Source organism: Streptococcus mitis (genome assembly GCF_965111735.1).
Taxonomy (GTDB): Bacteria; Bacillota; Bacilli; order Lactobacillales; family Streptococcaceae; genus Streptococcus; species Streptococcus mitis_DR.
Window position 1 is genome coordinate 2053606 of sequence record NZ_OZ217346.1, and the last position, 20016, is coordinate 2073621.

Annotated in this window: 34 protein-coding genes; 1 reads left to right on the plus strand and 33 read right to left on the minus strand. The window is 40.5% G+C overall.

Annotation, left to right across the window (positions count from 1 at the left end):
- The 4 genes from comGB to ACLV7W_RS09955 form a co-directional block, all read right to left on the minus strand.
- Complete coding sequence (gene comGB / locus ACLV7W_RS09940) at positions 1 to 1017, minus strand: competence type IV pilus assembly protein ComGB (protein WP_411865944.1); 1017 nt, start codon at positions 1015 to 1017, stop codon at positions 1 to 3.
- The gene (comGA, locus tag ACLV7W_RS09945; RefSeq protein ID WP_411865882.1) at positions 965 to 1906 is read right to left on the minus strand and encodes a competence type IV pilus ATPase ComGA; all 942 of its coding nucleotides are present in this window, start codon (positions 1904 to 1906) and stop codon (positions 965 to 967) included. Before comGA ends, comGB begins: the two co-directional genes overlap by 53 nt.
- A 78-nt stretch (positions 1907 to 1984) precedes the next feature.
- Positions 1985 to 2350, minus strand: coding sequence for a DUF1033 family protein (locus tag ACLV7W_RS09950; RefSeq protein WP_000286409.1), 366 nt, complete (start codon positions 2348 to 2350; stop codon positions 1985 to 1987).
- A 26-nt stretch (positions 2351 to 2376) separates the two neighbouring features.
- Positions 2377 to 2601 carry a hypothetical protein gene (locus ACLV7W_RS09955; RefSeq protein ID WP_411865883.1) on the minus strand — a complete coding sequence of 75 codons (225 nt, stop codon included), beginning with the start codon at positions 2599 to 2601 and terminating at the stop codon, positions 2377 to 2379.
- On the opposite strand from ACLV7W_RS09955, the gene ACLV7W_RS09960 reads away from it, so the two are divergent.
- Positions 2562 to 4088: an IS1182 family transposase gene (locus tag ACLV7W_RS09960; RefSeq protein ID WP_411865884.1), complete on the plus strand. Its 1527-nt coding sequence runs from the start codon at positions 2562 to 2564 to the stop codon at positions 4086 to 4088. The genes ACLV7W_RS09955 and ACLV7W_RS09960 overlap by 40 nt on opposite strands.
- Positions 4089 to 4130: 42 nt before the next feature.
- On the opposite strand, the gene ACLV7W_RS09965 is transcribed toward ACLV7W_RS09960, so the two are convergent.
- The 29 genes from ACLV7W_RS09965 to rplC all read right to left on the minus strand — a co-directional run bounded on the left by ACLV7W_RS09965 (position 4131) and on the right by rplC (position 19998).
- Positions 4131 to 5482 (minus strand): IS3 family transposase gene (locus tag ACLV7W_RS09965; protein ID WP_134813905.1). Its coding sequence is split into 2 segments (ribosomal slippage): positions 4131 to 5041 and positions 5041 to 5482, totalling 1353 coding nucleotides; the frame shifts between segments, so codons are not numbered across the junction.
- Between the two features lie 335 nt (positions 5483 to 5817).
- Positions 5818 to 6204, minus strand: coding sequence for a 50S ribosomal protein L17 (gene rplQ / locus ACLV7W_RS09970; RefSeq protein ID WP_000331493.1), 387 nt, complete (start codon positions 6202 to 6204; stop codon positions 5818 to 5820).
- Between the two features lie 11 nt (positions 6205 to 6215).
- Entirely contained in the window at positions 6216 to 7151 is a 936-nt protein-coding gene (locus ACLV7W_RS09975; RefSeq protein WP_000568987.1) for a DNA-directed RNA polymerase subunit alpha, read from the minus strand.
- Between the two features lie 42 nt (positions 7152 to 7193).
- A complete protein-coding gene (rpsK, locus tag ACLV7W_RS09980) occupies positions 7194 to 7577 on the minus strand; it encodes a 30S ribosomal protein S11 (protein ID WP_001118385.1) in 384 nt (127 codons plus the stop codon).
- A gap of 17 nt (positions 7578 to 7594) precedes the next feature.
- Positions 7595 to 7960, minus strand: coding sequence for a 30S ribosomal protein S13 (gene rpsM / locus ACLV7W_RS09985; RefSeq protein ID WP_000090781.1), 366 nt, complete (start codon positions 7958 to 7960; stop codon positions 7595 to 7597).
- 17 nt (positions 7961 to 7977) lie between these two features.
- Positions 7978 to 8094, minus strand: a complete 117-nt coding sequence (gene rpmJ, locus ACLV7W_RS09990; protein ID WP_001808836.1) for a 50S ribosomal protein L36 — start codon at positions 8092 to 8094, stop codon at positions 7978 to 7980.
- Between the two features lie 24 nt (positions 8095 to 8118).
- Positions 8119 to 8337 (minus strand): translation initiation factor IF-1, encoded by a 219-nt coding sequence (infA, locus tag ACLV7W_RS09995; RefSeq protein WP_001029883.1) that lies wholly within the window; start codon positions 8335 to 8337, stop codon positions 8119 to 8121.
- 116 nt (positions 8338 to 8453) lie between these two features.
- Positions 8454 to 9092, minus strand: a complete 639-nt coding sequence (locus ACLV7W_RS10000) for an adenylate kinase (RefSeq protein ID WP_001050436.1) — start codon at positions 9090 to 9092, stop codon at positions 8454 to 8456.
- A 149-nt stretch (positions 9093 to 9241) separates the two neighbouring features.
- Entirely contained in the window at positions 9242 to 10552 is a 1311-nt protein-coding gene (secY, locus tag ACLV7W_RS10005; RefSeq protein WP_000465403.1) for a preprotein translocase subunit SecY, read from the minus strand.
- A gap of 12 nt (positions 10553 to 10564) precedes the next feature.
- On the minus strand, positions 10565 to 11005 hold the full coding sequence (gene rplO, locus ACLV7W_RS10010; RefSeq protein WP_000766088.1) for a 50S ribosomal protein L15: 441 nt from the start codon (positions 11003 to 11005) through the stop codon (positions 10565 to 10567).
- 144 nt (positions 11006 to 11149) lie between these two features.
- The gene (rpmD, locus tag ACLV7W_RS10015; protein ID WP_000057241.1) at positions 11150 to 11332 is read right to left on the minus strand and encodes a 50S ribosomal protein L30; all 183 of its coding nucleotides are present in this window, start codon (positions 11330 to 11332) and stop codon (positions 11150 to 11152) included.
- A 13-nt stretch (positions 11333 to 11345) separates the two neighbouring features.
- A complete protein-coding gene (gene rpsE, locus ACLV7W_RS10020; protein ID WP_000874202.1) occupies positions 11346 to 11840 on the minus strand; it encodes a 30S ribosomal protein S5 in 495 nt (164 codons plus the stop codon).
- Between the two features lie 17 nt (positions 11841 to 11857).
- Positions 11858 to 12214: a 50S ribosomal protein L18 gene (gene rplR, locus ACLV7W_RS10025; RefSeq protein ID WP_000624044.1), complete on the minus strand. Its 357-nt coding sequence runs from the start codon at positions 12212 to 12214 to the stop codon at positions 11858 to 11860.
- 83 nt (positions 12215 to 12297) lie between these two features.
- Positions 12298 to 12834 carry a 50S ribosomal protein L6 gene (gene rplF / locus ACLV7W_RS10030; RefSeq protein ID WP_000086640.1) on the minus strand — a complete coding sequence of 179 codons (537 nt, stop codon included), beginning with the start codon at positions 12832 to 12834 and terminating at the stop codon, positions 12298 to 12300.
- Between the two features lie 187 nt (positions 12835 to 13021).
- Positions 13022 to 13420 carry a 30S ribosomal protein S8 gene (rpsH, locus tag ACLV7W_RS10035; protein WP_000245504.1) on the minus strand — a complete coding sequence of 133 codons (399 nt, stop codon included), beginning with the start codon at positions 13418 to 13420 and terminating at the stop codon, positions 13022 to 13024.
- Between the two features lie 284 nt (positions 13421 to 13704).
- Positions 13705 to 13890, minus strand: coding sequence for a type Z 30S ribosomal protein S14 (locus ACLV7W_RS10040; protein ID WP_001085697.1), 186 nt, complete (start codon positions 13888 to 13890; stop codon positions 13705 to 13707).
- Between the two features lie 17 nt (positions 13891 to 13907).
- Positions 13908 to 14450 (minus strand): 50S ribosomal protein L5, encoded by a 543-nt coding sequence (rplE, locus tag ACLV7W_RS10045; protein ID WP_000013542.1) that lies wholly within the window; start codon positions 14448 to 14450, stop codon positions 13908 to 13910.
- A gap of 23 nt (positions 14451 to 14473) precedes the next feature.
- Positions 14474 to 14779 carry a 50S ribosomal protein L24 gene (gene rplX, locus ACLV7W_RS10050; RefSeq protein WP_000497691.1) on the minus strand — a complete coding sequence of 102 codons (306 nt, stop codon included), beginning with the start codon at positions 14777 to 14779 and terminating at the stop codon, positions 14474 to 14476.
- A gap of 78 nt (positions 14780 to 14857) precedes the next feature.
- Positions 14858 to 15226, minus strand: a complete 369-nt coding sequence (gene rplN / locus ACLV7W_RS10055) for a 50S ribosomal protein L14 (RefSeq protein ID WP_000616545.1) — start codon at positions 15224 to 15226, stop codon at positions 14858 to 14860.
- A gap of 25 nt (positions 15227 to 15251) precedes the next feature.
- Positions 15252 to 15512, minus strand: a complete 261-nt coding sequence (rpsQ, locus tag ACLV7W_RS10060; RefSeq protein WP_000440801.1) for a 30S ribosomal protein S17 — start codon at positions 15510 to 15512, stop codon at positions 15252 to 15254.
- Between the two features lie 24 nt (positions 15513 to 15536).
- Positions 15537 to 15743 (minus strand): 50S ribosomal protein L29, encoded by a 207-nt coding sequence (gene rpmC, locus ACLV7W_RS10065; RefSeq protein WP_000772918.1) that lies wholly within the window; start codon positions 15741 to 15743, stop codon positions 15537 to 15539.
- 9 nt (positions 15744 to 15752) lie between these two features.
- A complete protein-coding gene (rplP, locus tag ACLV7W_RS10070; protein WP_000960946.1) occupies positions 15753 to 16166 on the minus strand; it encodes a 50S ribosomal protein L16 in 414 nt (137 codons plus the stop codon).
- Positions 16167 to 16169: 3 nt separating this feature from the next.
- On the minus strand, positions 16170 to 16823 hold the full coding sequence (rpsC, locus tag ACLV7W_RS10075; protein ID WP_000529936.1) for a 30S ribosomal protein S3: 654 nt from the start codon (positions 16821 to 16823) through the stop codon (positions 16170 to 16172).
- Positions 16824 to 16835: 12 nt separating this feature from the next.
- Positions 16836 to 17180 carry a 50S ribosomal protein L22 gene (gene rplV, locus ACLV7W_RS10080; protein WP_000818137.1) on the minus strand — a complete coding sequence of 115 codons (345 nt, stop codon included), beginning with the start codon at positions 17178 to 17180 and terminating at the stop codon, positions 16836 to 16838.
- Positions 17181 to 17191: 11 nt separating this feature from the next.
- Positions 17192 to 17473 carry a 30S ribosomal protein S19 gene (gene rpsS, locus ACLV7W_RS10085; RefSeq protein WP_000533766.1) on the minus strand — a complete coding sequence of 94 codons (282 nt, stop codon included), beginning with the start codon at positions 17471 to 17473 and terminating at the stop codon, positions 17192 to 17194.
- A gap of 103 nt (positions 17474 to 17576) precedes the next feature.
- Positions 17577 to 18410 carry a 50S ribosomal protein L2 gene (rplB, locus tag ACLV7W_RS10090; protein WP_411865885.1) on the minus strand — a complete coding sequence of 278 codons (834 nt, stop codon included), beginning with the start codon at positions 18408 to 18410 and terminating at the stop codon, positions 17577 to 17579.
- A 17-nt stretch (positions 18411 to 18427) separates the two neighbouring features.
- Complete coding sequence (locus ACLV7W_RS10095) at positions 18428 to 18724, minus strand: 50S ribosomal protein L23 (protein WP_001055347.1); 297 nt, start codon at positions 18722 to 18724, stop codon at positions 18428 to 18430.
- A complete protein-coding gene (gene rplD, locus ACLV7W_RS10100) occupies positions 18724 to 19347 on the minus strand; it encodes a 50S ribosomal protein L4 (RefSeq protein ID WP_000024547.1) in 624 nt (207 codons plus the stop codon). Before rplD ends, ACLV7W_RS10095 begins: the two co-directional genes overlap by 1 nt.
- 24 nt (positions 19348 to 19371) lie before the next feature.
- Positions 19372 to 19998: a 50S ribosomal protein L3 gene (gene rplC, locus ACLV7W_RS10105; RefSeq protein WP_084926326.1), complete on the minus strand. Its 627-nt coding sequence runs from the start codon at positions 19996 to 19998 to the stop codon at positions 19372 to 19374.
- Positions 19999 to 20016 lie beyond the last annotated feature (18 nt).

Here is a 20016-nt window from a genome sequence, read left to right on the forward strand (position 1 = left end):
TTAAAAATTTACCTCCATATTTTGATACATGGGCATCAGCATTGCCGCATAAAGTAAAACGATAATCAGTGCCACAAAGATAAAAACCAGTGGCTGCACCAAATTCATGGTGCGGTTAACTCGGGTAAAAAAGGCTTCCCAAGTTTTTTCAGCATAGATTTCCAACTCACTCCCCAGCTTGGACTTGACTTCACCATACTCAATAATGAGACTCAACTCCTTTTTAAAGAAAGGATAGGTTGCTATGGTTTGAGAAAATTCGCGGCCATTTTGTAGGGATTGAGCCAGATCTTGACCGATTTCTTTAAAGAGCTGGGAACCTTGTTCCTGCATCATCTGAAAAATCTGCGTCAGCTCCATCCCCTGCGAAATCATATTCCCCCACTCACGCGCATAATAGGCTGTCAAATAGGTCTGCACAAAGATTCCAAGAAAGGGAAGGCGTGCTAAGATAGAAAAGACGCGCATCTTAGAACTTCTTTTATAAAAAGTTAGTGCTAAAAGGGCAAGTAGAGAAACAAACCCTACCATTCCTAAAAAGATTTGTGGCAGATTGCCGATAATTTGGGTGGCAATATTGCTACTATCCAGTTGTGGTAGTAGGTAGTTCCGTAGCCCCAGCATGATTAAGAGAAGAAAACCCAGCAAAATCAAAGGATAGGTCGCTACTTCAATTAGTTTTTTCTTGACCTTGGCCAGATTGTCTAGATACTCTTCTATCTTTCCCAAACTCAGGTGGAGATTTCCATGGACTTCCGCTAGGGATAACTGAGTGACAATGGCACTTGAAAATCCCAAACTTTCCATCATTTCTGAGAATGATTTGCCCTGAGACAAGCCTGTACGCATCTGGATCACACACTGCTTATCCAACAAGGCACTCCTATCTAAAAAGGAGATGATCTCCACCAGATGAAAACCGCTGGAAAAGAGATTGTTAAACAGGGTGATGATATTTTTTTGCTTAGCTGTAGCTAATTTTTTCCGTTTCAGCCTGAAGACTTGTGATATATCCATCTTTAAGAAGCTGATCAATCTGTTCATTCCAGCTAGTTGGCTGGTGTTCTTGATAGTCTTTGCTTGCAAAGTCAACGATTCCTCCTCCCCCGATTAATCTCTGGTAGCAGACTCCTTGTAGAACGACTGCTAATTCCTCCTTACTCACACCCAACTCCAGCAGGCGTTCATAAACACCTCGAATACTCTTGGCATGAATGGTTGAAAAGACTGTTGCCCCTGTCAAACTAGCTCTAACCACTGCACGCGCCGTATCACTGTCCCGAATTTCTCCGATAATCAAGAGATCTGGTCGATGACGCAAGGACAGTTTGATGAGATTTTCATAGGTTAGTCCGATTGCTTCATTCAACTGCAACTGGAGCATATCCTCTTGTTTGATTTCTACCGGATCTTCAATGGACATGACTTGTTGTCCCTTAAAAAGAGACTTGGCTAATTCGTGCATCAAGGTCGTCTTACCACTGCCGACTGGACCAGCAAAAAGATATAGTCCCCGTTGCCTGTACTGCTTGCCCAGTTCTTCAATATCCTGAAACCAAAAATGCAAGTCCTGCTCCTCATCGTGCAACAAGCGAATAACTAAACTCTCATGACCTCGATAATCGCCTACAGTAGATAAACGTAGGGATACCATCTTCTGATCATATTCATAATCACAGGAACCTAGCTGACTACGTCGCTTTTCTCCAACATTCATACCTGCCACAAACTTGAAATGACTGATGACGGCCGCAAACTTTTCGAAATCATAGCAACCAATTTTACAGCGCTCGTCTCCCACCCTCATATGAAGCTCATAGGCGTCTAACTTAGGGACAAAATAAATATCCTGCGCTCCTTTTTTACGAGCGGAACGAATGATTTCTTGTGCAATTTCTTGAACCATACTTACCTCCTCACCTATACTATTCGCAAAAATTTGGAAAAATAAAAAAAAGCAACTCAAAAAAAAGTTACTTTTTCTCTATTTTAATTTCATACGGCAAGAACGATGTCTTTCCTGACCGGTTTGTTTTTCATAGCCTGGGCGTAGTTTTTCATCTGGGATAACCTGCTCGTCCTGTAAAAGAGCCAAAGAATGGTATTGTTGTAAATACTCATCACATTCATCGCACCAGCGTTGGTCTTCTGGGTCCCAAAAAATGGTCATTAAGTCGCTTCTGCTTTTATAAAGAGGGGATTCTTGTTCCAATCTAAACCAGCAAGTCTTGTAGTATTTGAGAGCATCATAATACTGGTCAAATTTCTTACTTGCTACAATATCTTCTTCCCAACCTTCTAAGAACCACCAAGGTTCAAAATCTCCGTACATTTCTATAACACGATACATATTCATTCATTCCTTTGTACCGTATATTATAACCAATTCCGCCAAACAAGGAAAGAAATATGCTCATTTCTTAATTTCCAGATAAAAGGAGTCTGGGACAATAGTCCCTTATTTCCCAAAAAAACAACGGATTTGCCGTTGCTTTTTTGCATGGTTACGATAGTCTTGGTAAAATAGAATTGCTTAATAAACCATTTAGAAAGGCCATCCCATGCATATTCACTATAACACAAATCAAACAACTTTACCACTAGAAATCAGTTCTTTCTTACCACAAGACCATCTCATCTTTACTATTGAAAAAGTGGTGAATACCTTGGAGGATTGTCACTTCCATGCCTTCTATCATGCCTTTGGTCGCCCGTCTTATCACCCTAAAATGCTTATAGCTACTCTTCTATTTGCCTATTCACAAGGGATTTTCTCTGGACGAAAAATCGAAAAAATGATGATTGAAAACCTCGCTATGCAGTACCTAACAGGACCGTTGGTTGTCAGCTACCGCACCATCAATCGTTTTCGAGTCGCTGAAGGGATGGAAGAACTCATACGTAATCTTTTCATGGACCTCAATCTTCGTTTAAAAATGGAAGAGTTAGTGACCTTAGATTGTCTGTTTATTGACGGGACTAAGATTGAAGCCAATGCCAACAAGTATAGTTTTGTGTGGAAGAAAGCGACAGAGAAATTCTCCGCCAAACTGCAAGAACAGATACAGAACTATTTTCAAGAAGAAATCACTCCCCTTATCTATCAAGCTATCGAACTGGATACACAAGAGCCTATCTCCTCAGAGCAGTTGCTTGCATTCGCTCAAGTCCTTGAAGGAGAATTGAAAAAATTGAACCAGGACATTGAGGAGACACCCGTTAAAGGGAAGGATGAACGTAAAACCCCGCGTCGTAAACTCAAGGAAGTCTTGCGTAAAGTCAAGGAGGATTTTTCAGTACGTGCTGAAAAGTATAAGAAGTATCAAGAGACATTTGAAGGGCGCAACAGCTTTTCCAAAACCGATCCAGATGACACTTTTATGCGAATGAAAGAAGATTATATGAAAAATGGCCAACTCAAGGCTGCTTATAATCTTCAAATCGCTACTGAAAACCAATTTGTTCTTCACTATGATGTCTTCTCAAATCCGACAGACACCAAGACTCTTCTGCCATTCCTTGAAACCTATCCGCATGACTTGAAGACAGTTGTTGCAGATGCTGGATATGGAAGTGAAGAGAACCTCCTTCGTTTAGATGAAAAGGGGGTGAACCATCTGATTAAATATGCCATGTTTGACAAGGAACAGAAGAGAGGGTATAAACAGTCAGCTAGAAACTTAGCGAATTGGCACTATGATGACAAGGAGGATAGCTACACACATCCTGATAGCTGGTATTATCGTTTTCACCATATCAAACATCAGAAAACACAGACGGACTTTCAACAGGAAATCAAGGTTTACTACGCTGATGAACCTGAATCAGCCCCTCAAAAGGGACTGTATATGAACGAACGCTATCAAAACTTGAAAGCTAAAGAATGTCAGGCGCTTTTATCTCCCGAAGGTAGACAGATTTTCGCTCAACGCAAGATTGATGTGGAACCTGTCTTTGGGCAGATAAAGGCTTGTTTGGGTTACAAGAGATGTAATCTGAGAGGGAAGCGTCAAGTGAGAATTGACATAGGGGTGGTACTTATGGCTAATAACCTCCTAAAATACAATAAGAGAACGACTCAAAATTAAAAAGCTAGAGTTTGTACTGACCCCCAAAAGTTGGACAAATAATTATTGAAAGGATTTAGTTCTGTATTGCACAGGGCTAAGTCCTTTTAGTTTGACTTTAATTCGTTTGTTGTTGTAGTAATCAATGTAGTCCACAATAGCTTGTTCAAGGTCTTCTAAAGACCTAAAGTGCTTCTCATAACCATAAAACATTTCAGATTTCAAAATGCCAAAGAAGGACTCCATCATGCCATTGTCTGGGCTGTTGCCCTTGCGTGACATGGATGCTTGAATTCCCTTACTCTCTAGGAACCGATGATAAAAATCGTGTTGGTATTGCCAGCCTTGATCGCTATGGAGAATCGTATGCTCGTAGTGTTTCTCTGTAAAGGCCTGGTTTAACATAGCTTTCACTTGTTCTAAGTTTGGTGAAGTTGAAAGATTATAGGCGATAATTTCGCTATTAAATCCATCTAAAACTGGCGATAAATAGAGTTTCTGTGTGCTATTTGGAATGGCAAACTCTGTCACATCCGTATAGCACTTTTCCATTGGCCTTGATGCTTCAAACTGACGTTGAATGAGATTCTCTGCTTTCTTACCAATCTCTCCTTGGTAGGAAGAATACTTTCGTTTCCGGCGAATTCGAGCTGTTAAACCAAGGACTTTCATCAGACGTTGGACCTTCTTATGGTTTACTATATGACCACGATTCCTCAATTCAAGAGTAACTCTACGATAGCCATAATTTCCTTTATGGTCATTATAAATGGCCTGAATTTCGGTTTTAAGCTCTTTATCTTTATCAAGCCCATCCAGTTGTTTCAACTGATAATAGTAAGTTGAGCGAGCTAAACGTGCTGTTTCAAGAAGTAAATCTAGTCGAAATCCTCCTGAAGCCATTTCTCTAATTGTCTCTGCCTTTCTCGCTCTAAGGCTTCGTCCCTGTCTTCCAGCTCTTTTAACTTTTTTAGGTAGGCCACCTCAGTCCGTAAGCGTTCATTCTCCTCTTGGAGTCGCTCTAGTTCTGTCATTTCTTCCCAGGTTTTCTTCCGTTTACGTCCCATTTTAGTTGGTCTCCCTCTTGTTTTCTCAACAATAGTATACCCGTTTTTCTTATATTGTGCTAGCCAATTTGGAAGCATACCACGATTTGGGAGAGCATATTTGAGAGAAACTCTATCTTGAGACCAGTTTTCATGTAAGACTTTATTAATCATTTCTTGTTTTAAATGAGGAGAATAGTAACGATTTTTCCCTTTTTTGACGAACTCTATTCCGTAACGATCAATCAATTTAATCATGTACCTAAGATTAGAATTGTTTATCTCAAATTTATTTGAAAGCTTCTCTAAGCTATATCCTTGTTTTCTAAGTTCATAGATCTGAACTTTATCTTCATAACTCAATTTCATAATAAAACACCCCAAAAGTTAGATTTTTTCTGTCTAACTTTTGGGGTGCAGTTCAGTTCCGCAATTGGAAATCTCTAGCTTTTTTGTGGCTGAGAACTATTTTGTCTTAGGTTCAAGACTATTATTTCAACCCACTACAGTTGACAAAGAGCCAAAATACTCAAAAACGCCTGCTTACGAAGTTGTTCTTAAGCAAAAAACAATTTCGTAAACAAGCGTCTACTATCCCAACTTATGATGAGTGTTCCCGCTAGGACCGAAATCCTAGCGGTAGACCAGAGCTAGACTAAGAGCACAAGACTCCATCATCATAACACTCAACAAAATTGATGATTTTATACTAGTTCGATGATCGCCATTGGCGCTGCATCACCACGACGTGGTTCAGTTTTAAGGATACGAGTGTATCCACCGTTACGTTCAGCATAACGAGGTGCAATTTCTGAGAACAATTTTTGAAGTGCTGTAGTAGAAGTGTACTTGTCAGTTGCTTCATCATAGTTTTCAGATGCGATTTCATTACGTACGAAAGCAGCTGCTTGACGACGTGCATGCAAATCACCACGTTTACCTAGAGTAATCATTTTTTCAACAGTTTTACGGATTTCTTTAGCACGAGCTTCAGTTGTCACGATTGATTCGTTGATCAAAAGGTCAGTTGTCAAATCGCGAAGCATTGCTTTACGTTGTGAGCTAGTGCGTCCTAGTTTACGGTAAGCCATTTATTCCTCCTTTATTTATCTTTTAATCCAAGACCCAAATCAATAAGTTTGAATTTCACTTCTTCCAAACTCTTGCGTCCAAGATTTCGTACTTTCATCATCTCTGCTTCAGATTTTTCTGTCAAATCATGCACAGTATTGATACCGGCACGTTTCAAACAGTTGTATGAACGCACAGACAAGTCCAGTTCCTCAATCGTACGATCCAAAATACGGTCGTCAGATTCAGTGTCAGCTTCTTTCATCACTTCAGTTGACTTAGCAATCTCAGTAAGATTTGTAAACAAATCAAGATGTTCTGTCAAAATACGTGCTGAAAGCCCTAAAGCATCTTCTGGAATAATTGTTCCATTAGTCAAGATTTCAAGGGTTAATTTGTCAAATCCATCATTGCTACCTACACGAGCAGGTTCCACTTGATAGTTGACTTTTGTAACTGGTGTATAAATAGAATCTACAGCAAGTGTTCCAACTGGTGCATTATCTTTTTTATTTTCATCAGCAGGTACATATCCACGACCACTGTTAACAGTCATAGTCGCTTTTAGAGAAGAACCTTCACCGATTGTAAAGAGATAATGATCTGGATTTACAATTTCAATATCGCTATCTGTCAAAATGTCACCAGCTGTTACTTCAGCAGGACCTTCAACATCCAGTTCGATGATTTTTTCGTCTTCAACGTACGATTTCACTGCAATTCCTTTAATGTTCAGAATGATTTGCATCACGTCTTCACGAACACCTGGAACTGTGTCAAACTCATGTAACACACCATCAATGTTGATAGATGTCACAGCTGCTCCTGGTAGAGAAGCTAGAAGTACACGACGAAGAGAGTTACCAAGAGTTGTACCGTAGCCACGTTCAAGTGGTTCGATTACAAACTTGCCATAATCTTTATTTTCATCAATTTTTGTTATATTTGGTTTTTCAAACTCGATCATTTAGTTACTCCCTCTTAAACGAAAAGCAGTGTAATGCGATGATTATACACGGCGACGTTTTGGAGGACGAGCACCATTGTGTGGCACTGGAGTCACATCACGAATTGCTGTTACTTCAAGACCAGCGGCAGCAAGCGCACGAATAGCTGACTCACGACCAGAACCTGGACCTTTTACAGTAACTTCAACTGATTTAAGACCGTGTTCTTGTGCAGATTTAGCAGCAGCTTCAGAAGCCATTTGAGCAGCGAATGGTGTAGATTTACGAGAACCTTTGAAACCAAGAGCACCAGCTGATGACCAAGCAATTGCATTACCATGCACATCAGTAATCATAACAATAGTGTTATTAAATGTAGCGTGAATATGAGCAATACCAGATTCGATATTCTTTTTCACACGACGTTTACGTGTTGGTTTAGCCAAGACTTTTACCTCCTATATTATTTTTTCTTACCAGCAATCGCAACAGCTTTACCTTTACGAGTGCGAGCGTTGTTTTTAGTGTTTTGTCCACGGACAGGAAGTCCACGACGGTGACGGATACCACGGTATGAACCGATTTCCATCAAACGTTTGATGTTCAAGTTTACTTCACGACGAAGGTCACCTTCAACTTTGATTGCATCCACTTCACGACGGATAGCATCTTCTTGATCTGATGTAAGATCACGTACACGAACATCTTCTGAGATTCCAGCAGCAGCCAAAATTTTCTTAGATGTTGCAAGTCCGATACCATAAACATAAGTCAATGAGATTACTACGCGTTTGTCATTTGGAATGTCAACTCCAGCAATACGAGCCATGTTTTCTCCTTTCTATCTTATCCTTGACGTTGTTTGTGTTTTGGATTTGCTGGGCAAATTACCATAACACGACCATTACGACGAATAACTTTACAGTATTCGCAAATTGGTTTGACCGATGGTCTTACTTTCATTTCTTATCCCTCCAAGTTTTTCGATTATTTAAAGCGGTAAGTGATACGTCCACGTGTCAAGTCATATGGACTCATTTCGACAGTAACACGATCTCCCGCTAAAATACGAATATAGTTTTTACGAATTTTACCAGAAACTGTTGCTAAAATCTGATGTCCATTTTCAAGTTCAACCGTAAACATTGCATTCGGCATTGTATCAACTACTTTGCCTTCAACTTCAATCACATCGTCTTTTGCCACGCAAAAGCACCTCCATAAATTTCGATTCGATGCCTCTAGACACAGAGACAACAATTATAAGTCAGACTATCTCAGTATAACATTTGTAGCGGATTTTTGCAAGTGTGAAAAACGCTTTATTTCAAATTTGTCAATACTTTTTCGATATCTGAGAAGACATCATTGATATCTTGATTACCTTCGATGTCATGAACCAAACCTTTGGCACGGTAGTGAGCAATGATTGGTTCTCCTTGAGCAATATTCACATCCAAACGACGTTTTACTGTCTCAGGCTTATCATCTTCACGTTGGTAGTAATCTTCTTCTTTATAGTCAACTGGTGGGTTAAAGACCTTGTGGAAAGTTTCTCCAGTTACGCGGTGGATGATACGGCCACTCAAACGTTCCAAGAGGCTATCTGGATTCACTTCAATATTGATAACACCTTCTAGTTCAATGCCAAGTTCAGCCAATGTTTTGTCCAAGGCATGAGCTTGTTCGATCGTACGTGGGTAACCATCCAACAAGAATCCTGTTTCTTTAATATCATCTTGTGAAAGACGTTCTTTTACGATTCCATTTGTAACTTCGTCAGGAACCAATTCACCCTTGTCAATGTATGACTTAGCAAGAACACCCATTTCAGTTTGATTTGCCATAGCAGCACGGAACATATCACCTGTTGAGATATGTGCAACATGGAATTGTTCTACGATTTTTGCTGCTTGAGTTCCCTTACCTGCACCAGGTAAGCCCATAATCAAAAGATTCATGATTTGATCTCCTTATTTTATTTTTAAATAGAAGCAAAAAGTCTTTTCACCCCTATTTAAAAACAAAATAGAAGAGGGGAGACCAAACTCTCACTAATGTTAGAGTTAAACCTCCACTCCCTCAGCATTTACTGACTCAGTAAATACTTTTATTCTGTTCTGTCCATGAAACCAACATACTTACGTTTCAATAGGTAACCTTCCAATTGTTTGATTCCTTCAATACCTGTAGAGATAATGATCAAAAGACTAGTTCCTCCAAAAGCAACTGCTTCTGAAAGTCCGAAAACATCTTTTGCTACGATCGGTAAAATCGAAATCACACCAAGGAAGAGAGAACCAACCGTTGCAAGACGACGAAGAAGTTTAGACATATATTCTTCTGTACCTTTACCAGGACGAACTCCGTGGATATAAGCACCGCTCTTTTGTAAGTTTTCTGCCGCTTTTTCAGGATTAATCTGTACAAACGTATAGAAGAATGTAAAGAGAATAATCAATAAAGCATACATAGCAATACCAGTTGGTGAAGTTGTTGCCAGCATTTCTTGTGCTGTTCTTACCCAAGCCCAATCATGACCTGTGGCGCTCAAAAACTGAAGAATAGCCGCAGGCGCTGCAGTAATCGAACTTGCAAAGATAACAGGGATAACTCCAGCAGGGTTTACTTTCAAAGGAAGGTAAGAGCTAGATGGAGCACCTTGTGCAACCTTAGTATATTGGATTGGAATTTTGTATTCTGCTTGTTGAACATAAGTTGTAAAATAAATAATCAACAATACAGTAATAATCAAAATGATTACGAAAATGATAGATGAGTTGATACGGCTACTTGGGACGTTCACAAAGTAGTCAACATAGATGCCTTGAATCATCTCTGGAATTGAGGCAACAATCCCGGCAAAGATAATCATAGAAACACCATTTCCGTATCCCTTATCTGTAATTTGCTCTCCCAACCAAGTCACAATCATACTACCAGCTGTTAAGATGATACCAATCATGATAAAGACTTGTGGTGTAAGAGCTGTTTTCAACAATTGAGCTCCAGCTAAAGTATTAAAACCTGCTGTAATCCCGATAGATTGCACAAAGGCTAGAACAAGAGCAATATAACGAGTAGCTTGATTTAATTTTCTTCGACCTACTTCCCCTTGTTTACCCCACTCTACAAATTTGGGTAAAATATCCATTTGCAAGAGTTGGACAACGATAGAGGCCGTAATGTAGGGACTAACACCAAGAGCAAAAACTGAGAAGTTTTTCATGGCATTTCCTGACACCAAGCTCAACATGTTTAAGAAGGATAATCCACTTAAAGCATTCAAGCTATTGGCATTCACACCAGGAACTGTAATGCTAGTTCCGATACGAAAGACCAAAACGATAAAAATTGTAAATAAAATTTTTGATCGAACCTGCTTGACTTTAAGAGCTTCTCTTAATAATTTAAAAAACATAGGTCACCTCTCTTAGATGACTTCTACTGAACCACCTTTAGCAGTGATAGCTTCTTCAGCTGATTTAGAGAATTTAGCTGCTTTCACAGTCAATTTCTTAGTCAACTCACCGTTACCAAGAACTTTAATACCTGATTTTTCAGCTTTAACAATTCCTGCTTCGATAAGAACAACTGGAGTAACTTCAGCACCATCTTCAAAGACGTTCAATTGGTCAAGGTTCACAATTGCGTATTCTTTAGCGTTGATGTTAGTGAATCCACGTTTTGGAAGACGACGGAACAATGGAGTTTGTCCACCTTCAAAACCAAGGCGAACTCCGCCACCGCTACGAGCTTTTTGACCTTTTTGACCACGACCAGATGTTTTACCGTTACCTGATGAAGTACCACGACCAACGCGGTTACGTACTTTACGAGAACCTTCTGCAGGTTTCAATTCATGAAGTTTCATTTTTATTTTCTCCTCTTTTGTAAAATGCTAGCGCCGATAAGGGAGAAAAGGTTGTCTCCCCAATCAACTCGCCTATACGACGTCATCATAGATGACTATATCTAGTTTTAGGGGATGGTATAGTGCACATCCCCTAAAAATTCATTAGTTTACTTCTTCAACTGTTACCAAGTGAGATACTGCAGTGATCATACCACGGATAGCAGCGTTATCTTCTTTAATAACAGAGCTGTTCAATTTGCCAAGTCCAAGTGCTACAACAGTTTTACGTTGTGATGGAATGCGTCCGATTGGAGACTTAGTCAAAGTAATTTTAATTTGAGCCATTTTATCCCCTTTCTTATGCCAAATCAGAAACTGAAATACCACGAAGGGCAGCAACTTCTTCAGCGCGTTTCAATTGTTTCAAACCTTCAACAGTTGCACGAACAATGTTGATTGGAGTGTTAGAACCAAGTGATTTAGATGTAATATCTGCCACACCTGCCAATTCCACAACGGCACGAACTGCACCTCCAGCGGCAACTCCAGAACCTTCTACAGCAGGTTTCAACAATACTTTAGCTCCACCGAATTCTGAAAGAACTTCGTGTGGGATTGTTGTTCCAACCATAGGAACTTCGATCAAGTTTTTCTTAGCATCATCTACTGCTTTACGGATTGCTTCTGGAACTTCTTGAGCTTTACCAGTACCAAATCCTACGCGACCGTTGTGGTCACCAACAACAACAAGAGCTGCGAAACGAAGACGACGTCCACCTTTAACAACTTTTGTAACACGGTTGACAGCAACTACGCGTTCTTCTAATTCAACTGCATTGTCTTTAAATGCCATTTTCTAGTGTCCTCCTATTAGAATTTCAATCCGTTTTCACGAGCTGCATCAGCCAAAGCTTTCACACGTCCGTGATATAGATATCCACCGCGGTCGAACACCACTTCTGAAATACCTTTAGCGTTTGCACGTTCTGCAACGAGTTTACCGACAGCAACGGCTTGTTCAGTTTTAGTTCCTTTTGAAACTTCTTTGTCAAGAGTTGAAGCACTTGCGAGCGTTACACCCGCTACGTCATCAATCACTTGAGCGTAGATGCCTGTATTAGAACGGAATACGTTCAAACGTGGGCGATCAGCAGTTCCAGAGAGTTTTCCGCGAACGCGACGGTGGCGTTTTTGGCGGAGTTTGTTTTTATCTGGTTTTGAAATCACAGTTTTCACCTCTTTAGTTTTAAATCGTGTGCTATGCACAAAGTTGGAAAATAGGTTGGTGGTTGAAAATCAACCACTCAACATTATTTACCTGTTTTACCTTCTTTACGGCGAACGAATTCACCAACGTAACGGATACCTTTACCTTTATATGGTTCTGGTGAACGAAGGCTACGTACGTAAGCAGCTGTTTGACCAACTACTTCTTTTGAAATCCCGCTAACAACGATTGTTGTTGGGTTTGGAAGTTCAAAAGTAATTCCTTCTGGAGCTTCAACTTCGTCTGGATGAGATTTACCAACAGCCAAAACAAGTTTAGATCCTTGAAGTTGTGCACGGTAACCAACCCCGCGCATTTCAAGTTCTTTCTTGAATCCTTCAGATACACCAACAACCATGTTGTTCAAAAGGGCACGAGTAGTTCCGTGGATAGTTTTCATTTCTTTTGAATCGTTTGGACGGTGAAGAGTTACTTCAGTACCTTCCACACGGATTTCAATATCTTTTGAGAACTCACGAGTAAGTTCTCCTTTAGGTCCTTTTACAGTTACAACGTTGTCATTGTTAGTGAGTTCAACACCAGCAGGCAACACGATAACTTTATTACCAATACGTGACATGTTTATTTTCTCCTGTTAAATTGTCAGGCCAGAATGGCCAGTTTTCACGGGGTTAAATCGATTTCTCGATTTAAAGGGACATTTAGGTTTCAATTTCAAAGTGAATCTAGGCAGCGTCTCGCAGGCATAACTTTGGGTTAGGCAAGAGACGATAACGAAGAGTCACAAAGAAATTGGGAGCTAAATATTACCAAACGTAAGCGATAACTTCTCCACCAACATTCTTTTGGCGTGCTTCTTTATCAGTAAGCAAACCTTCAGAAGTTGAAAGGATAGCAATTCCAAGTCCGTTAAGAACTTTTGGAAGGTCTTCACGTTTTTTGTAGACACGAAGTCCTGGTTTAGAAACACGTTTCAAGTTAGTGATAACTTTTTCACCGTTTGGTCCGTATTTAAGGAATACACGGATGATGCCTTGTTTGTCATCTTCGATGATTTCAACGTTTTTTACAAAACCTTCGCGTTTAAGGATTTCAGCAATCCCTTTTTTGATGTTAGATGCAGGTACTTCAAGTACTTCGTGTTTAGCTTGGTTAGCGTTACGAATACGAGTTAGGAAGTCTGCGATTGGGTCAGTCATAACCATTTTGTTTTTCTCCTCTTACTAGTAGTTTGCAAGTTGCACTTGCTAGTTAATACATGATACAAAGAGCGTAACAGCAAAAGCAAAAATAGGCAATTTGATGTAGGAGCGATGCTCCAAAGAAAATTGGTCTTTTTTGCCAAAGCTGTAGCTCGTGTTCAAATTGGCAAGCCCAACTGAACCCGGGCTAAACTCTGTGTGAAAAAGATAAACTTTCCTAGAAACTTCAGTTTCTTCGTCAAGTTTCCTATTTTCACTTAGAGTTTTGACGCCCTTGATATCTTAAATTACCAAGATGCTTTTGTTACACCAGGGATTTGTCCTTTGTAAGCTAATTCACGGAAGCAAACACGGCAAAGTTTAAATTTGCGGTAAACTGAATGTGGACGGCCACATTTTTCACAACGAGTATAAGCTTGAGTAGAGAACTTCGCTGGACGTTTGTTCTTAGCAATCATTGATTTTTTAGCCATTAGATTTACCTCCTATATTATTTTGCAAAAGGCATTCCAAGGCCTGTAAGCAATGCACGTGACTCTTCGTCAGTGTTAGCAGTTGTTACGATAACGATGTCAAGACCACGAGTTTTGTCAACGTCATCAAAGTTGATTTCTGGGAAGATCAATTGTTCTTTCACACCAAGTGTGTAGTTTCCGCGTCCATCAAATGATTTTGTTGGAACACCGTGGAAGTCACGTACACGTGGAAGTGAAACTGAAACCAATTTATCCAAGAATTCGTACATACGTTCACCACGAAGGGTAACTTTTGCACCGATCGCAACACCTTCACGAAGACGGAAGCCGGCGATTGATTTTTTAGCTTTAGTGATAAGTGGTTTTTGACCTGAGATAAGTGCCAATTCTTCAGCAGCTTTTTCAAGGCTTTTAGCGTTTGATACAGCTTCACCAACACCCATGTTCAAAACGATCTTATCTACTTTAGGCACAGCCATCACTGATGAGTAGTTGAATTGTTCTGTCAAAGCAGGAACTACTTCATTAAGATATTTTTCTTTTAAACGATTTGCCATTATACTTCTCCTTTCCTTCGTGATTAATCAAGCACTTCGCCTGATTTTTTGTTGTAGCGAACTTTTTTACCGTCTACAAATTTGTAACCAACACGACCAGCTACACCATTTTTGTCCAATACTTGAACGTTTGATACGTGGATAGCTGCTTCTTTCTCGATGATACCACCTTGAGGAAGCTCGTTAGTTGGACGTTGGTGTTTCTTAACGATGTTAACACCTTCAACGATAACTTTGTTTACTTTTGGAAGGGCAGTAAGGACAACAGCTTCTGTTCCCTTATCTTTACCAGCGATTACGCGAACTTTGTCGCCTTTTTTTACAAACATTAGGTTTCTCCTTGATTTTTCTTACGCCCATAAGGGCACCCTGGAGGTAAATCCAGGGGACTAGTTTGTTTCTAAAAATTAAAGTACTTCTGGAGCAAGTGACACGATCTTCATGAAGCCACCTTCACGCAATTCACGTGCAACTGGGCCAAAGATACGTGTTCCGCGAGGAGTTTTGTCTTCACGGATGATAACTGCTGCGTTTTCGTCAAATTTGATGTATGAACCATCAGCACGACGAGCACCTGATTTAGTACGAACGATAACTGCTTTAACAACGTCACCTTTTTTAACCGCACCACCAGGAGTAGCTTGTTTTACAGATGCCACAATAACATCACCGATGTTTGCAAATTTACGTCCTGAACCACCAAGAACTTTGATAGTCAAGATTTCGCGAGCACCGCTGTTGTCTGCGACTTTCAAACGAGTTTCTGTTTGAATCATTTCAGTTTTCTCCTTTCAGGTTTGATTAGATGATGACCGCTTCTTCAACAACTTCTACAAGACGGAAACGTTTTGTAGCTGAAAGCGGGCGAGTTTCCATGATACGAACGATATCACCTTCTTTGGCAACATTGTTTTCATCATGAGCTTTGTATTTTTTAGAGTAGTTAATACGTTTACCATAGACTGGGTGGTTACGTTTTGTTTCAACTACAACTGTGATTGTCTTGTCCATTTTGTCAGATACAACACGTCCAACAAGAACTTTACGATTATTGCGTTCCATTGAAATTTCTCCTTCCCTAGTCTATTATTTCGCTTCAGATTGAACTGTTTTGATACGAGCGATTTGTTTTTTAACTTCTTTCAAGCGAGCTGTTTGTTCCAATTGACCAGTAGCAGCTTGGAAACGAAGTTCAAACAATTCTTTTTTCAATTCGTTTTCGCGCTTCGCGAGTTCTTCTTGAGAAAGACCACGAAGTTCTTTAACAAATTCTTTTACTTCATTAAGTTTCATGCCTTCTCCTTATTCTGCTTCACGTTTTACGAATTTACATTTAACTGGCAATTTGTGGCTAGCAAGACGAAGCGCTTCACGAGCGATCTCTTCAGATACACCAGCGATTTCGAACATCACTTTGCCACGTTTAACTGGTGCTACCCAACCTTCAGGTGCCCCTTTACCAGATCCCATACGCACACCGATAGCTTTAGCAGTGTATGATTTGTGTGGGAAGATTTTAATCCAAACTTTACCACCACGTTTCATGTAACGAGTCATGGCGATACGAGCAGCTTCGATTTGGCGGTTAGTAATCCAGTGGCTAGTTGTAGCTTGAAGACCGTATTCACCGAATGCTACTTCTTTTCCACCTTTTGCTTCACCGCGCATTTTTCCACGGAATTCACGACGGTGTTTAACACGTTTAGGTACTAACATTGGTTATTTACCTCCTTTAGTGTTTTTGCGAGCTGGAAGAACTTCACCACGGTAGATCCATACTTTAACACCAAGTTTACCGTATGTAGTATCTGCTTCTTCCCAAGCGTAATCGATATCTGCACGAAGTGTGTGAAGTGGAACAGTTCCTTCAGAGTATCCTTCAGCACGGGCGATATCTGCACCGTTCAAACGACCTGATACTTGAGTTTTGATTCCTTTAGCTCCAGCACGCATTGCACGTTGGATTGCTTGTTTTTGTGCACGACGGAAAGCAACACGTTGCTCCAATTGACGAGCAATTCCTTCACCTACAAGGTGAGCATCCAAATCAGGTTGTTTGATTTCGATGATGTTGATGTGTACTTGTTTTCCAGTCAATTTGTTAAGTTTTGCACGGAGTGCATCAACGTTAGCACCACCTTTACCGATAACCATACCTGGTTTAGCAGTGTGAAGTGAAACGTTAACTTTGTTTACTGCGCGTTCGATTTCGATAGTTGAAACTGCTGCGTCAGCAAGTTCTTTTTGAACGAATTTACGGATTGCAAGATCTTCATGAAGGTAATCCGCGTATTCTTTTTCAGCATACCATTTGGCATCCCAATCACGGATGATGCCGACACGCATACCAATTGGATGTACTTTTTGACCCACGATTTTACCTCCTTATTTTTCTGCAACAGCTACAGTGATGTGAGCTGTACGTTTATTGATTGGTGAAGCTGAACCTTTCGCACGTGGACGGAAACGTTTCATGGTTGGTCCTTCGTTTGCGAATGCTTCAGATACTACCAAGTTAGCTTTATCCAAACCAAAGTTATTTTCAGCGTTAGCTACAGCTGAGTTCAAAACTTTCAAGATGATTTCAGCAGCTTTGTTTGGAGTGAATGTCAAGATTGCGATTGCATCGGCTACGCTTTTACCACGGATGTTATCAAGAACAAGACGTGATTTACGAGGTGAAACACGTACTGTACGAGCCATTGCTTTAGCTGAAGTAATTTCTGCCATTTATGTTCTCCTTATTTTCTACGTGTTTTCTTATCGTCTGCAGCGTGACCTTTGTAAGTACGAGTTGGTGCAAATTCACCAAGTTTGTGACCTACCATGTCTTCTTGGATGTAAACAGGTACGTGTTTACGTCCGTCATAAACTGCAATAGTATAACCAATGAAACTTGGGAAGATCGTTGAACGACGTGACCAAGTTTTAATAACTTTTTTCTTTTCGTCGTTAGCTTGAGCTTCAACTTTTTTCATCAAATGCTCATCGACGAAAGGTCCTTTTTTAAGACTGCGTCCCATTTTTATATTTTCTCCTTTAAATGTTGTACCACAGCGGCTTGCGCTCCTATGGAGCGCTACCGAGCTGGCGGATTTACTAGTTGCTTAAGCGACTAGTTTAATATTATTTCTCGTTGCGACGACGAACGATAAGTTTGTCAGATTTCGCTTTCTTGTTACGAGTTTTAAGACCAAGAGCAGGTTTGCCCCATGGAGTAGATGGTGCTTTACGACCAACTGGTGCTTTACCTTCACCACCACCGTGTGGGTGATCGTTAGGGTTCATTACAGAACCACGAACTGTTGGGCGGATACCTTTCCAACGGCTACGTCCTGCTTTACCAAGGTTTACAAGTCCGTGTTGTTCGTTTCCGACAACACCAACTGTAGCACGGCAAGTTCCAAGAATCATACGAACTTCACCTGATTGAAGACGAACAAGAACGTATTTACCTTCTTGACCCAATACTTGAGCAGAAGCTCCAGCAGCACGTACCAATTCACCACCACGACCTGGTTTCAACTCAATGTTGTGGATCAAAGTACCAACTGGGATGTTAGCAAGTGGAAGAGCGTTTCCGACTTTGATATCTGCTTCTGGACCTGAAACGATACGTTGACCTACTTCAAGACCCTTTGGAGCGATGATGTACGCTTTCACACCGTCAGTGTAGTGTACAAGAGCGATGTTTGCAGAACGGTTTGGATCGTACTCGATTGTTTTAACAACTGCTTCAACGTTGTCTTTGTTACGTTTGAAGTCAACCAAACGGTAGAAACGTTTGTGTCCACCACCTTGGTGACGAACTGTGATACGACCGTTGTTATTACGACCAGCCTTGCTCTTCAATGCAACAAGCAATGATCTTTCAGGAGTGCTTGTTGTGATTTCAGCGAAATCCAAAGAAGTCATATTACGGCGACCGTTTGTTGTTGGTTTATAAACACGAATTCCCACGATATTTCCTCCTTAGATTATTCAGCTTCAGCAGCAAACAACTCGATTGCTTTTGAATCAGCTGTAAGTGTGATGATAGCTTTTTTAGTTTTGTTAGTAAAACCAGTGTAACGTCCAACACGTTTAGCTTTTGGTTTTACGTTGATTGTGTTAACGTTGGCAACTTTAACACCTTCGAAAGCAGCTTCAACAGCTTGCTTGATCAAAAGTTTGTGTGCACGAGTGTCAACTTCAAATACATATTTTCCTGCTTCAAGTTGAGCCATTGAGCTTTCAGTGATGACAGGTTTTTTGATAACATCATACAAATTCATTATGCAAGAACCTCCTCGATTTTAGAGATAGCTGCTTGAGTAACAAGAAGTTTGTCACTATTTGCGATGTCAAGAACACTTGCAGTTGTAGCAGTCGCAACTTTCACGTTTGGAAGGTTACGAGCTGAGAGAGCTGCGAATTCGTTTCCTTCTTCAAGAATAACAAGGACTTTAGAATCGATGCTCAAAGCTGCAAGAACTTTTGCAAATTCAGCAGTTTTTGGAGCTGTGAATTCAAGAGAATCAACGGCTACAAATTTATTTTCAGCAACTTTTTCTGAGTAAACAGATTTAAGCGCAAGGCGACGAACTTTTTGAGGAAGTTTGTACGCATAGCTACGTGGAGTTGGTCCGAAGACGATTCCACCACCACGCCATTGTGGAGAGCGGATAGAACCTTGACGAGCACGTCCAGTTCCTTTTTGACGCCATGGTTTGCGTCCGCCACCTGAAACAGCTGAGCGGTTTTTAACTGCGTGAGTTCCTTGACGAAGGCTAGCACGTTGGCTGATGATCACATCAAACACAACAGATTCATTTGGTTCGATACCAAAGATTGCATCATTAAGAACAACTTCGCCCGCTTGTTTACCAGTTTGGTCGAATAATGTTACATTTGCCATTTTGACTGTATTCCCCTTTCCTTATTATTTACCAGCTTTAACTGCTGATTTGATAGTGATAAGAGATTTCTTAGCACCTGGTACGTTACCTTTGATAAGGATAACGTTCTTTTCTGGAACAACTTGTACAACTTCAAGGTTTTGAATTGTTACACGGTCGCCACCCATACGTCCTGCAAGGTTTTTACCTTTGAATACGCGGTTAGGTGCAACAGGTCCCATAGAACCTGGACGACGGTGGTAACGAGAACCGTGAGCCATTGGTCCACGTGATTGTCCGTGGCGTTTGATAACACCTTGGAAACCTTTACCTTTAGAAGTACCAGTTACGTCAACAACGTCTCCAACTGCGAATGTTTCAACTGTGATTTCAGCACCAACTTCCAAGCCTTCAACGTTTTTGAATTCACGAATGAAGCGCTTAGGAGCCGTGTTAGCTTTCGCTACATGTCCTTTAGCAGGTTTGTTGCTCAATACTTCGCGTTTGTCATCGAAACCAACTTGGATAGCGTTGTATCCGTCTGTTTCAACAGTTTTAACTTGAAGAACAACGTTTGGAGTTGCTTCAATAACTGTTACAGGGATCAATTCGCCAGCTTCAGTGAAGATTTGAGTCATTCCCACTTTTTTCCCTAAGATTCCTTTTGTCATGAGAAAATAGTTCCTTTT